Genomic DNA, 13,403 nt, shown 5'->3' on the forward strand with positions numbered 1-13,403 from the left:
AATGGGATATGTACAAAAAATCAGTAAGAATAAATTCAAACTTATCGCAGATTTAGGTTATCGAGGTAATCGCCGTATTCGTAAAACTAAAAATGTAGAAGCCAAAAGCGAAAAAGAAGCGATGCGCCTACTAATACTGTTTGAAGAAGAAATGAAGCAAAATAAAGATGTATATTTTAGTGATATTGAATCGATTACATTAAATCATCTTTTTCCACGATGGAAAGATAATTACGCAAAACAACATTATAGTGCACGATCATTTCATGATAACTGTACGCATTTAGAAAAACGAATCCTCCCTATTTTTGGTGATATCAAATTAAAGGATATTAAAAAAGTAGATGTAGTATTTTTTGTAGGTGATTTACAGAAGAAAAAACGAAGATTAGACGGCAAAGAAAGCGAGTTAGCCCCTTCCACTATCCATAATATTTACAAGGCATTCGCTAGTATTATGAATGTAGCAGTTGAATGGAATTTAATCGAAGAGAGTCCTTGTAAAAATATAAAGCTACCTAAACTTAAATATGAAGAAGGTAAAGCCTACAGCGAGGAACAAGTTAAATTATTGTTTGAGCGATTAAATAATAGAGAGACTGCTGAAAAACGATTGTTAGTTGAACTGGCTGTGGTAAGTGCTGCTCGACAAGGTGAACTAGTTGCCCTTGAAGAAAAACATTTAAACATTGAAAACAATACCCTATTAATAGAACAAGCTTTAGTTAATTTAACTGGAGATGGGATTATCATAAAAGAAACAAAAGGTAAAAGAAAACGTGTAGTTACTATTCCTTCAAATATTCTGAATGATTTAGTTACACTTGCCGCAGTAAAAAAATATCAACTGGAAGAGGCTGGCGAGGAGCGAGTATGGGAAGGACATACTTTTCTTTTTTCAAATGAGTTTGGTAAACCTTATCGTCCAGATTCAATAAGTCAGTGGTGGGATCGTTTTATGAAAAAGAATCCCGATTTACCTAGAATTCGTTTTCACGATTTAAGACATACTTCAGCTACCCTTTTGATTCATGCTGGTGAACATCCTAAGGTTATTCAGTCTAGATTAGGTCATTCAAATATCACAACTACCATGAATACTTATGGACATCTTTTGCAAGAAACGGATCAGCGAGCAAGTTCTCACTTTGATAAACTTTTTGATGAAAAAGATTGATTTGGGCACCTCTTGGGCACCAAACAGAATATTATACATTTATGCATAAAAACAAAAAGCCTTACAACCGTTGTGGCTGTAAGGCTTTGTATGACGTCCCAGGAGGGATTCGAACCCCCGACCGACGGCTTAGAAGGCCGTTGCTCTATCCTGCTGAGCTACTGAGACATGATGTCGTTTCTTATGTATTCCATAGGAAGGACAATACTTATTATATGTATTATATGGCGTAATGTCAACATTAATTTTACTATGTAGGCAAGGTTTCCCTCATCTATGTTTTATCATATGTTTTCACCATATAGATTATACCATTTTTTTGCCTTATCGATAGGTCGAACATGAAAATTTTTGTTAAAATATTGGCTAGAAATCAATGGGAGGTATGTAGATGTTTAAGGATGCTGTTGTAGTTGTGACTGGTGGTGCACAAGGAATAGGCAAGGGCATTGTGCTAGCGTATGCACGACAGGGTGCGAAGGTGGTTATTGCTGATATCAATAAGGGATTAGGTCAGCAATTAGAGACGGATTTGGTCGATCAGGGCTTCTCTGTCATCTTTGTTCCTACGGATGTGGCGAAGGAACAGGATATTGTTTCATTGATGCGACGAGCGGTCGCACAATATGGGTCGATTCATATATTCATTAATAATGCTGGAAAGTTTCAACATACATCCCCTTATGATATTACGTGGGAGGAGTGGAACGATCTCTTGCAAACGAATTTAACAAGTGCCTTTTTCTGTGCAAGGGAGGCTGCGAAAGTGATGAGGCACAATGCCAAAGGAGGCTCGATTGTATGTCTAGCCTCTACACGGGCTGAAATGTCTGAACCTTTTACTGAAGCCTATACCGCTACAAAAGGTGGGATTGTGGCATTGACTCATGCTTTAGCACGATCGTTTGGTCCTGATCAGATTACTGTGAATTGTATTTCGCCTGGGTGGATTGAGACTGGCAATTATGAGGAACTTCGTCCGATTGACCATGCGCAGCATTTATCAGGGAGAGTGGGTGTGCCAGAGGATATTGCTCAAGCATGTCTTTATTTAACAAATCCGTTGAATGATTTTGTTACGGGCATTAACTTAACGGTCGACGGTGGGATGACGAAGAAAATGATGTACGAGGATTGATGCTAGATCTCCTCCCTTGGCCTTCTTTGCTTTCATACATAGAGCTACCTGGGAGTATGCTAGTGTAGGAAAAAGAATGAAAAGGAGTGAGGTTTTGTACCCTTATTCAAATGGGTTTTCATTAAGCCAATTGTATCAATCCCCCTCTACGCAATACACAGCACCGATTCGTCATTTTTTACGTTCAGCTGATAATCGACGCTGTATTAGTAAAGCAGAGGCGGATTATATGGCAATGAATCGGCTACTGTGGATGGAGCATGTAAATTGGACACGGATGACGATTATTAGCATCGTTTTCAATTTGCCCGATTTACCCTTTGTACAGCAGCGTTTGTTACGAAATGCAACCGATTTAGGGAATTGCCTCCGTCCCTTTTATGGTGACTCTATAGCAGATCGATATGCAGCTTTAATTAAAGAGCATCTTGTGATTGCAGCTCAGTTAGTGACTGCTGCTACTAAAGGAGATACAGCGACGGCTGAGGCAAAAGAGAGAGATTGGTATCGTAATGCTGACGATATTGCACAATTTTTGCATACGATCAATCCTTATTTAAGTATGGAGGCCGTACAAAAGATGTTTTATATGCATTTGGCTTTAACAAAGAATGAAGCTGTGACCATGATTCAAAAAGATTATCAAGCTGACGTGGACATATTTGATGAAATTGAGGCTGAGGCACTTGCCATGTCAGATATGATTGCCGGCGCTATTGTCATGCAATTTTGTTATCTCTTTTAAAATAAAAACAGTTTTTTTCTCTCACTTACAAAAAACAAGGTCTATTTTTGTATAGATCTTGTTTTCCGTTGTTCAATCACTGGAGGAAAAACTTTTGCCTCTTTTGTCTTTGCATAATGTGCAATGGGTCGTGTCCCTTGAAAGGTTCCCTTCATAAAAGAAGCTAACGTATTGCTTTGAATCTTTACTTCAGCTTGTTGTAAGTCCCACGGTGTATGTTGAATATCAATACGAAATAATGTATCGTTCCATTTTGCCCATGAATGGTAACGTTCTACAAGCCATTGGTCAAAATTAGTTTGAGTGTTGTTCCCTATTGTATAGGACACCCTCAATCTTTCATCCAATGTTTTATAATAGCTCGTATAGGTGTTGTCATTATCCCTTTGCTTTCCTTCAATTTTTGAGTATCGATAGGGTAAGCTGACTAATGCCGTTATTTTTGAGAAGACATAATTAGTCACATCTAAATGAAAAAAATAGATTCCTTTCTTGCCCTCAAATTCTACATATGTTCGTACATTCAATTGTAAGGAAGTATTCAAGCCAGGAATGGGTGGTAGAAATCGCATGCGATGCCTATGGACTTTAAAAAGTACCGCACTTACCCAGGCATCTTCTGCGAATAGATCTAGCGTCAGTTCTGGAGGTATATGTTTTTCTAATTCTGGGGGTGATACTGGCCAATGTAAAAATAGGACATCCTGCCATGTCTGTGCTATCATCCACATAGTAAAACTCCTTTCTATGCCCATTTTTTCCTAGAAAGGAGTTATTCAAACAATATAGCTATTTTTGAATCTGCTCAGCCGCTTCTATTTCTACATAGCGATAATATAAATTTCGTAATTCAGATTCTTTAAATAACCCTAGATGACTTTTAAGTTGTGGATGTACTAAAATGCCATGTGTTCGTAGCTCTTTTACAAACCAACCTTTTGAATATTTATGCACCGAATCCATTCTCCTTTACCTTTATTCATACATAGGGTATGCGTTTGGTTTGTGTAGGGTGCCATTGCACAATAAAAAAACGAGAGGAGCCATTCCTCTCGTTGTCTACTTATGTGCCACAAAAAGTTCGATATGGTTGATTAGACGGTTCTGGTAATGAAGCATATTCCTGTTGTTCATTCGTGTGGGCAAAGGGCTGTGCCAGAGCTGTCACTAATTTATTCATCACACTATAGTCTCCCCGCTCTACAGCCGCTTCCAATGCCTCCTCCACCCTGTGATTACGTGGAATAATGGCGGGATTATGCTGACGCATCAATTGTTGTGACGTGTCTTTTGTTTGTGACTGTCTTGCTAATCGTGCAAGCCATTTTTGATGCCAGTCTTTAAATGCTGACGACTTCCATAACGAGGTTTTATCGATTTGGTCAAAGCTTAGGGCGATGAACGTATTAGTATAATCCGCTCTGTCCTGTTGCATGAGCTGTAAAAGTTCTTCTATAAGCTTCATATCCTCTTGCTCTTCATCGAATAACCCTAATTTTGCTCGCATTCCTTTCAGCCAGTTTTGAACGTACAGCTTTGGATATTGTTCTAAGGTAGCTTGAGCAAGTTCAATGGCTTGCTCTTGATTTTCATGAATTAAGGGAAGTAACGCCTCTGCCAAGCGTGTTAAGTTCCAACCACCAATGTTTGGCTGGTTACCATACGCATAACGCCCTTGTCGATCAATTGAACTGAACACTGTCGCTGGGTCATAGGCATCCATAAAGGCACACGGTCCATAATCAATGGTTTCCCCACTGATGGTCATATTATCAGTATTCATGACCCCATGAATGAAGCCCACTAACTGCCACTTTGCTATAAGTGATGCTTGTTTTTTAATGACTTCCTGCAATAAATAAAGATAGCGATTCGTGTCACCGTGTTGATTTGGGTAATGCCGTTCTATGGCATAATCTGCTAAGATTTGGAGTTCTTCATCTGTACCCCATTGTGCTGCATATTGAAAGGTCCCTACCCGTAAATGACTGCTGGCAACTCTCGTAAGGATAGCGCCAGGTAGATCAGTTTCACGGATAATCGTTTCACCTGTACTCACTACCGCTAAACTTCGGGAAGTGGGAATCCCCAACGCAAACATCGCTTCACTAATGATGTACTCCCTAAGCATAGGCCCCAATGCGGCTCTTCCGTCTCCACCACGAGAATAAGGGGTTCTGCCAGACCCTTTTAGTGCGATATCCATGCGTTCATTTAAGGGTGTTATTTGCTCGCCATATAAAAGAGCCCGTCCATCACCTAACATATTAAAATGTCCAAACTGGTGTCCTGCATAAGCCTGCGCAATAGGAATACTACCATCAGGGGCTTTATTACCAGCTAATTCGGCTATGCCCTCTTCACTTTTTAAAGCTTGACTATTTAATCCTAGTGACGCAACTACCGCTTCATTTAACAGGACTAATTCGGGTGAACGAACAGGGTTTAACGTCATACCGGAATAAAAAATACTTGGTAGTTGAACATAGCTATTGTCCATTTTCCAGCCAATTGTCTTTTCCATATTTTCTCCTTTGTTACCTTTTCTATTTATTTTTTCTATTTCAACATCATTCATTCCTAGTCAATTTTACCACCCCATATAAAAATCCGCTTACTTGAAGAGTAATGCGGATTTTTAAGTCGTATTAATTTCGTTGGAAAGTATGACTTGACATACATTGTTGATCATCCGTCCAAAATTCCACTGTAAAAGTCGAATCTTCTATTTCTAGCACGGCAAAGCTTTTTTCTTTGCGACCCCGTGGCTTTAATAAGCTTCCTGGATTGATAAATAAAACATGATCCATCATTTCAGCCCCGAGAATATGAGAGTGACCAAAACAAACAATTTGGGCATTCAATTCTTTTGCCCGATAGGTTAAGGACAGCATGGAACTTTTCACATTAAATAAATGACCATGAGTCACCAAGATTCTTACGCCATCGACTGTAAAAATTTCTTCCTCAGGAAAAGCTTCCTCCCGATCACAGTTCCCTCGTACTTTTTTCATTCCTTTTAATGCATCATGTACATAAGGAAGCTCACTATCACCACAATGTATGCAAACATCTATATCAGGATAAAAATTTCTAACCTTGTCGATCACCTGACTGTCGCCATGTGTATCGCTCATGATAAGTATTTTCATGAATACCACCTCTTATTTAATAAGATTCGGCAATTGCTCCTTCAACTTACGAATAGCATTACCTCGGTGAGAAATAGCACCTTTTTCTTCTGGCGAAAGCTCAGCCATCATACGATTTAGACTTGGAACAAAGAAGATTGGATCATAGCCAAAGCCATTCGTACCACGTTTCTCATGTGCAATCACGCCCTCACAAGTACCAAATACAGTCGTCGTTTCAAAATCTGGACCTGCAATAGCAATACAGCAGCAGAATCGAGCGGTACGTTTGCCATCTTCAACACCTTGTAGGTTTTCTAGCAGCTTCACCATATTAGCTTCATCATCATGATCACCAGCATAACGTGCAGAGTAGACCCCTGGCTCACCATTTAATGCATCTACTGCTAAACCACTATCATCAGCAATCACAATGGTACCAAGATTTTTCGCTAGGGCTTCTGCCTTTAAGATTGCATTTTCTTCAAATGTTGTACCTGTTTCTTCTATTTCCATGTCTGGAGCTACTTCAAACATTGTGACAACTTCATAACCAAGTGGGCCAAATAATGCTTCGAAATCTTTGGCTTTTCCTTTATTTTTTGTTGCGATCACTACCTGTTTCATATTATTTCCCTCCGACCATGTTTGCTTGTTCAGCAAGCGCTGTTTTTTGGAGCTCAACTAATTGCTGGATGCCTTTTTCACCTAGTGCTAATAAATCATTCAATTCTTCACGAGAGAATGTTGCTTCCTCGCCAGTACCTTGTAATTCCACAAAGCGACCTGCACCTGTCATAACAATATTCATATCAACAGCAGCAGCCACATCTTCTACATAATTTAAATCTAAAACAGCACCCTGTTCTTCCACAATCCCTACACTAGTTGCCGCTAAAAAATCGGTTACAGGAAACTTGACGAACGGCTTTTCTTCCGCAAATTTAGCAATTGCCTGTGTCATCGCAACAAATGCTCCCGTAATAGAGGCTGTACGAGTGCCACCATCTGCTTGAATCACATCACAATCGATCCATACCGTACGCTCTCCAAGAGCCTCTAAATCGACCACAGCACGTAATGCACGCCCAATTAGGCGTTGAATCTCCATTGTACGTCCATTGACCTTCCCACGAGATGATTCACGCGGTGTACGTTGAGCTGTTGCACGAGGTAGCATCGAATATTCAGCTGTAATCCAGCCTTTCCCTTGCCCGCGTAAAAAGCCAGGCACTTTGTCTTCGATTGTTGCTGTACAAATTACTTTTGTATTTCCTACTTGAATTAAGACCGAGCCCTCTGGGTGTAATAAATACTCCCCATCCATTTTTACAGGTCGCAGTTCATCTGCCATTCTTCCATCAAATCTTGTCATATTTATTGTTCCTCCTAAAAACTTTCGCGCCCTCATCTTATCATAATTTATTTCTTCAAAAAAGTACTCAATGATTATGTAAAATGCTGAAAACGGCAAAAATCAGCCTAGCCCATTGCTAAGCTGATTTTTTATTTTAATGTAATGCGTTTTATGTCGAGAGTACCTTGCTCCAACCAATTTTCAGCGATTGAACGGAAAATTGGAACAGAACCAGTTGCAAAAAATTTATGAGCAGGCACTGTATTTGCATTTGCTAAAGTGCCATTATAAGCTAGCATTTCTTGAACATCCTTTGCTGTTTCTTCCGCAGAAGATAAAACATTCACTTCATCTCCTACGACAGCTTCAATTTGTTTTTGTAGAATAGGGTAATGTGTACACCCTAAAATAACCGTATCAAATTGTTGATTTTTCAACGGCTTTAAGCCTTCTGCTATTAACTTCGTCGCAAATTCACCTTTATATTCGCCACTTTCTACAAGTGGAACGAAAGTTGGACAGGCTAGTGGAATAATATGTGTTGACGTATTAAGTGACAGTAAGGCCTCTTCATATGCACCACTTTTAATTGTTCCTTCTGTTGCAAGCACAACGACTTCATGTCGCTTCGTTTTCTTTACAGCTGCACGTGCGCCAGCATTTATAACGCCTAGTACCGGAAAAGGCATATTTCTTTGTAAACTTTCGAGTGCTACTGCAGTCGCTGTATTACAAGCAATAACGAGCATCTTAACATTCATTTTTTCTAGCGCTTTCGCCATTTGCCAAGTGAAGTTCCGTACTTCCTGACGGCTTCTTGGACCATATGGACATCTTGCTGTATCGCCAATATAATAAATCGTTTCGTTTGGCAATCGCTTCATAATTTCTTTTGCTACGGTTAACCCGCCTACTCCTGAATCAATAACGCCTATCGGGGCATTCATACTTTCCGCCTCAATCCTGTTTCATGTGTACATGTAGTTTTTCTAGGTAGCTTGATAATTGCGCGACTTCTTGCTCATCAAAACCTACAAGCATCTCTTGCAAATATTGCTGTCTTTTTTCTATAACCTCTTGAATAATACGTTCGCCCTTTTCGAGAAGATGAACAACAACGACACGGCGGTCATTTTCATCACGCATACGCTTGACTAATTCATTTTTCTCCATCCGGTCCACTAAATCTGTTGTCGTGCTAAAAGCTAAATATAAACGGTTTGATAATTCGCCAATTGTAATATCACCAAGCTCTTCTAACCACTGTAATGCAACAAATTGTGGCGGCGTAATCGCATAGTCGGAAACAATTTCTCTTCCCTTTTGCTTCACGATGGCCGCTATATAGCGTAATTCCTTTTCAACCGTTGCAACGGTTTCAGGTGAGTGTTTTGTTACTTCATCCGACATATAACTATTTCACTCCTAAAAATACGTTGAATAGTTCTATTTTGTCGTTTTTTTCACGAAATAGCAAGTGTCCATTAGTCTAATTTAAATTCTTCTAAGCGTAACAGCTCAATTAACGCCTGAGATCGATTTGTTACACCTAGCTTTTGAATTGTATTGGAAATGTGATTTCGCACTGTTTTTTCACTAATACCAAGCTGCTCTGCAATATCTCTCGTTGTTTTTTCAGCTAATAAAAGCGCAAATATTTCACGTTCTCGGTTCGTTAATAGAGAACGATGATGAGAGCCATTCATTCAGTTACACCCTCCTCCCCCGCACGTATTGTAACTTATGTTAAGGGGCTTGAAGCGGTGACGGCTATTTGCATGATTATTACATGTTTCCTTAAAAATTTCGGAAATTGCTTCGACATTTTCATAAATTTTATGTAAAACATAATTCCTACTATTCTCATAATTATTTATGCAATAGCCCTACTCACTTAATGAGGGATAATTTCCAAACTAATCAAGTGCGCTCTTTCTTCTTTAGAAATCGGTACACTTTTACCTGTTCGAGGGTCCATTTGCACAATTGTTCCTCGACCTGTGAAGCACACTTCATCCCTTTGATTTTTTGCTAAATAATGAATATCCATTGATGAACTTCCAACTTTCGCTATTTTAGTGTAAATTCGTAGCACGTCATCAAAGAAAACCTGCTTTACATAATCACATTGTAAATCTGCTACAATCGGTATACTCTTTACATTCTCATCAGCTACAGATGGCATTAAAATACCTACATGTCGGAAATAATCAATTCTTGCCTGTTCAAAATATGTAAAGCTTACCGTATTATTCATATGTCCATACATATCTGTTTCTGAAAATCGTACTCGTGCCTCACTATAAAAGGAAAAACCCTTTTCCCACTCTTGGAAGTCTTCAATATAACTTGCTTTCATATTAGCACCATCCCCTATAATTAATTGGCCATCTTTTTTAGTTTGGTTCAGACAGCCCATAAATAATGAATACAAATTCATTATAAAAGAAAATGCTATATTATCATAGGAAAAACCAAAATTCCCTTATTTTATTGCTACATCTCTTTTCTTTCTATAGTATGGTTTTTCCTTGAACTATGCTAACTATGTTTATATCACAATAAAAAACTCCCTCACACTAAGTGTAAGGGAGTCAGCTTGTCCGATTAGTCTACGAAGTGGTCAGAACCGAAGAAGTTACGGAACATTTGCACTGTAGTAGCACGGTTTAATGAAGCGATTGATGTTGTTAAAGGAATACCTTTTGGACATGCAGCAACACAGTTTTGAGAGTTACCACAGTTTGCAAGGCCACCATCGCCCATAATAGCATTTAAACGTTCATCTTTAATCATTGCACCAGTTGGGTGAGTGTTGAAAAGACGTACTTGTGATAATGGAGCTGGCCCGATGAATGAAGCTTTTTCAGACACGTTTGGACATGCTTCCATACATACACCACAAGTCATACATTTAGATAATTCATAAGCCCATTGACGTTTACCTTCTGGCATACGTGGACCTTCACCTAAATCATAAGTACCGTCGATCGGTACCCATGCTTTCACTTTTTTAAGCGCGTTGAACATACGTTCACGGTCAACTTGTAAGTCACGAATAACAGGGAATGTTTTCATTGGCTCTAATTTAATTGGCTCAGTCAATTGGTCAACAAGTGTTGAACATGATTGACGTGGACGGCCATTAATAACCATTGAACATGCACCACAAACTTCTTCTAAACAGTTCATATCCCATGATACTGGCGAAGTATTTTCACCATTTTCAGTAACAGGATTTTTTTGAATTTCCATTAAAATAGAAATTACGTTCATACCATGACGGTAAGGCACTTGGAATTTTTGCCAGTAGCTATTTCCGCCCTGTGTATCTTGACGTAAGATTTCAACTTTAACCATTCTTCCAGTATTAGCTGCGATTTGCATAACTTTTAGTCTCCTTTCGCAGAGTAGTCGCGTTTACGTGGTGGGATTAAAGAAACGTCGACTTCTTGGTACGTGATGATTGGATTACCAGTAGTTGGGTCAAACTTCGCCATTGTTGTTTTCAAGAATTGCTCGTCATCACGGTTAGGGAAATCAGGTTTATAGTGCGCACCACGAGATTCATTACGTAATAATGCACCTTTTGTCATTACTTTCGCAAGCACTAACATATTTTTAAGCTGACGTGTAAAGTGAGCGCCTTGATTACTCCATTTTTGCGTATCGTTGATGTTGATGTTGTTCCAACGCTCAGTAAGGTCATCAAGTTTTTTCAATGTATCTTCAAGCTGATCATTGTAACGTACTACAGTCATTGTAGCAGTCATCATTTCACCAAGCTCTTTATGCAGTAAGTAAGCGTTTTCTGTGCCTTCCATTTTCATGATAGCATCCCATTTCGCTTGTTCTTCTGTTACGCGAGCATCGTAAATCTCTTGTGGAATATCTTCTGCATGCTTTTTAAGATGTTTTACATAATCTACTGCGTTTGGTCCTGCAACCATACCGCCATAGATAGCAGATAATAATGAGTTCGCACCAAGACGGTTTGCGCCGTGTTGAGAGTAATCACATTCACCTGCTGCAAATAGACCAGGAATTTCAGTCATTTGGTTGTAGTCAACCCATAATCCACCCATTGAATAGTGAACTGCTGGGAAAATTTTCATAGGTAATTTACGTGGGTCATCTCCTACGAATTTTTCGTAGATTTCGATGATTCCACCAAGTTTAACGTCCAACTCATGTGGATCTTTATGAGAAAGATCTAGGTATACCATGTTCTCGCCATTGATACCAAGTTTTTGGTTTACACAAACGTCGAAAATTTCACGTGTTGCAATATCACGTGGCACTAAGTTACCGTAAGCTGGGTATTTTTCTTCTAAGAAGTACCAAGGTTTACCGTCTTTATAAGTCCAAATACGACCACCTTCACCACGAGCTGATTCTGACATTAGACGGTTTTTGTCATCTCCAGGAATCGCTGTAGGGTGAATTTGGATGAACTCACCATTCGCATATGAAGCACCTTGTTGGTAAACGATAGAAGCAGCAGAACCTGTGTTAATAACAGAGTTTGTTGTTTTACCGAAAATAATACCAGGGCCACCAGTCGCCATAATAACAGCGTCTGCACGGAATGATTTAATTTCTTCTGTACGCATATCTTGCGCTACGATACCACGGCACACGCCGTCTTCATCGATAATAACACCAAGGAATTCCCAGTGCTCATATTTATTTACTAAACCAGCTACTTCATGAGAACGAACTTGCTCATCAAGCGCATATAGTAATTGTTGACCAGTTGTTGCACCAGAGAAAGCTGTACGGTGCATTAAAGTACCGCCAAAACGACGGAAATCTAATAATCCTTCTGGTGTACGGTTGAACATAACACCCATACGGTCCATTAAATGGATAATGCCAGGTGCTGCATCACACATACCCTTAACTGGTGGTTGGTTCGCTAAGAAGTCCCCACCATATACTGTATCATCAAAGTGGATCCATGGAGAATCCCCTTCACCTTTTGTATTTACTGCACCATTAATTCCGCCCTGCGCACAAACAGAGTGTGAGCGTTTTACAGGAACTAATGAGAATAAATCAACTTCAGTACCAACTTCAGCTGCTTTAATCGTTGCCATCAGACCGGCAAGACCACCGCCGACAACAATTACTTTGCTTTTCGCCATGATTATTTCTCACTCCTCTTAAAAAATTGCAATGATTGCATGTGCTCTATCGTAGCTCTATTGAATTATACGAAAGCTAAAATAGCAGCCACACCAACTACACTTAGAATTACGAAAATGATGTTTGTTACGTAAGTAGCAATCTTTTGAGACTGAGGAGATTGTACAATACCCCAGCTTACTAGGAATGCCCATAAACCGTTAGATAAGTGGAAAGTTGCTGATAAAATACCAACAATGTAGAACCCAAGCATGAATGGATTAGCAACAATATTCGCCATCATGTCGTAATCAACGTGTGTTCCAAGTGCTTTTTGAATACGAGTTTGGAAAATATGCCATGCAATGAAAATCACTAGGAATACACCAGTGAAACGTTGTAATGAGAACATCCAGTTACGGTATGTGCTGAAACGTCCTGTGTTTGGTGAAGCAGTGAATGCAATGAACACTCCATAAAATGCATGGAACATCAATGGAATATAGATGACAATCCATTCAACTAGGATAAGGAATGGAATCTTTTCCATTACTGCGGTAGCATCGTTATAACTATCTGCCCCGCCTGTTGCTGTAAAGTTAATGAACAGGTGCATCGTTAAAAACAGACCTACTGGAATGATCCCAAGTAGAGAATGTAAGCGACGCCATAAAAACTCTCGATCTTTCGACAAGACTGTTACCCCCCTTAGTACTTAAAATAGCACA

General features: G+C 39.4%; 16 protein-coding genes and 1 tRNA gene. 3 read left to right on the top strand and 14 right to left on the bottom strand.

Annotated features, from left to right (window positions below):
• The first annotated feature begins 1 nt into the window (after position 1).
• Positions 2-1,177 (top strand): site-specific integrase, encoded by a 1,176-nt coding sequence (locus MKX57_RS17610; protein WP_090002283.1) that lies wholly within the window; start codon positions 2-4, stop codon positions 1,175-1,177.
• Between the two features lie 94 nt (positions 1,178-1,271).
• On the opposite strand, the gene MKX57_RS17615 is transcribed toward MKX57_RS17610, so the two are convergent.
• A tRNA-Arg gene (locus MKX57_RS17615) sits at positions 1,272-1,345 on the bottom strand.
• Positions 1,346-1,568: 223 nt separating this feature from the next.
• Here MKX57_RS17615 and MKX57_RS17620 point away from each other — a divergent pair.
• The gene (locus tag MKX57_RS17620) at positions 1,569-2,315 is read left to right on the top strand and encodes an SDR family oxidoreductase (RefSeq protein ID WP_089985742.1); all 747 of its coding nucleotides are present in this window, start codon (positions 1,569-1,571) and stop codon (positions 2,313-2,315) included.
• 76 nt (positions 2,316-2,391) lie between these two features.
• Positions 2,392-3,060: a hypothetical protein gene (locus MKX57_RS17625; RefSeq protein WP_258954693.1), complete on the top strand. Its 669-nt coding sequence runs from the start codon at positions 2,392-2,394 to the stop codon at positions 3,058-3,060.
• 41 nt (positions 3,061-3,101) lie between these two features.
• Here MKX57_RS17625 and MKX57_RS17630 read toward each other — a convergent pair whose 3' ends face one another.
• From MKX57_RS17630 to MKX57_RS17690, 13 genes are all read right to left on the bottom strand, one after another.
• The gene (locus tag MKX57_RS17630; protein WP_008179141.1) at positions 3,102-3,791 is read right to left on the bottom strand and encodes a DUF2071 domain-containing protein; all 690 of its coding nucleotides are present in this window, start codon (positions 3,789-3,791) and stop codon (positions 3,102-3,104) included.
• A 58-nt stretch (positions 3,792-3,849) separates the two neighbouring features.
• Positions 3,850-4,023: a DUF2639 domain-containing protein gene (locus MKX57_RS17635; RefSeq protein ID WP_008179143.1), complete on the bottom strand. Its 174-nt coding sequence runs from the start codon at positions 4,021-4,023 to the stop codon at positions 3,850-3,852.
• Positions 4,024-4,123: 100 nt separating this feature from the next.
• The gene (locus tag MKX57_RS17640; RefSeq protein WP_239354836.1) at positions 4,124-5,584 is read right to left on the bottom strand and encodes a YdiU family protein; all 1,461 of its coding nucleotides are present in this window, start codon (positions 5,582-5,584) and stop codon (positions 4,124-4,126) included.
• Positions 5,585-5,708: 124 nt separating this feature from the next.
• Positions 5,709-6,212 (bottom strand): metallophosphoesterase, encoded by a 504-nt coding sequence (locus tag MKX57_RS17645; RefSeq protein ID WP_090002289.1) that lies wholly within the window; start codon positions 6,210-6,212, stop codon positions 5,709-5,711.
• 12 nt (positions 6,213-6,224) lie between these two features.
• The gene (locus MKX57_RS17650) at positions 6,225-6,818 is read right to left on the bottom strand and encodes an XTP/dITP diphosphatase (protein WP_089985737.1); all 594 of its coding nucleotides are present in this window, start codon (positions 6,816-6,818) and stop codon (positions 6,225-6,227) included.
• 1 nt (position 6,819) lies between these two features.
• Positions 6,820-7,566, bottom strand: a complete 747-nt coding sequence (rph, locus tag MKX57_RS17655; RefSeq protein WP_025114540.1) for a ribonuclease PH — start codon at positions 7,564-7,566, stop codon at positions 6,820-6,822.
• A 131-nt stretch (positions 7,567-7,697) separates the two neighbouring features.
• Entirely contained in the window at positions 7,698-8,495 is a 798-nt protein-coding gene (gene racE / locus MKX57_RS17660) for a glutamate racemase (RefSeq protein WP_008179152.1), read from the bottom strand.
• A gap of 10 nt (positions 8,496-8,505) precedes the next feature.
• The gene (locus MKX57_RS17665) at positions 8,506-8,958 is read right to left on the bottom strand and encodes a MarR family transcriptional regulator (protein WP_008179154.1); all 453 of its coding nucleotides are present in this window, start codon (positions 8,956-8,958) and stop codon (positions 8,506-8,508) included.
• A gap of 74 nt (positions 8,959-9,032) precedes the next feature.
• Positions 9,033-9,254 carry a LuxR C-terminal-related transcriptional regulator gene (locus MKX57_RS17670; RefSeq protein WP_004226437.1) on the bottom strand — a complete coding sequence of 74 codons (222 nt, stop codon included), beginning with the start codon at positions 9,252-9,254 and terminating at the stop codon, positions 9,033-9,035.
• Positions 9,255-9,442: 188 nt separating this feature from the next.
• A complete protein-coding gene (locus MKX57_RS17675; RefSeq protein WP_008179157.1) occupies positions 9,443-9,907 on the bottom strand; it encodes a thioesterase family protein in 465 nt (154 codons plus the stop codon).
• Positions 9,908-10,155: 248 nt separating this feature from the next.
• Entirely contained in the window at positions 10,156-10,935 is a 780-nt protein-coding gene (sdhB, locus tag MKX57_RS17680; protein ID WP_008179159.1) for a succinate dehydrogenase iron-sulfur subunit, read from the bottom strand.
• Between the two features lie 5 nt (positions 10,936-10,940).
• On the bottom strand, positions 10,941-12,695 hold the full coding sequence (sdhA, locus tag MKX57_RS17685; RefSeq protein ID WP_008179162.1) for a succinate dehydrogenase flavoprotein subunit: 1,755 nt from the start codon (positions 12,693-12,695) through the stop codon (positions 10,941-10,943).
• A gap of 65 nt (positions 12,696-12,760) precedes the next feature.
• Entirely contained in the window at positions 12,761-13,369 is a 609-nt protein-coding gene (locus MKX57_RS17690; RefSeq protein ID WP_008179164.1) for a succinate dehydrogenase cytochrome b558 subunit, read from the bottom strand.
• Positions 13,370-13,403: the final 34 nt, after the last annotated feature.

Source organism: Lysinibacillus sp. FSL M8-0216 (assembly GCF_038595555.1).
Taxonomy (GTDB): Bacteria; Bacillota; Bacilli; order Bacillales_A; family Planococcaceae; genus Lysinibacillus; species Lysinibacillus fusiformis.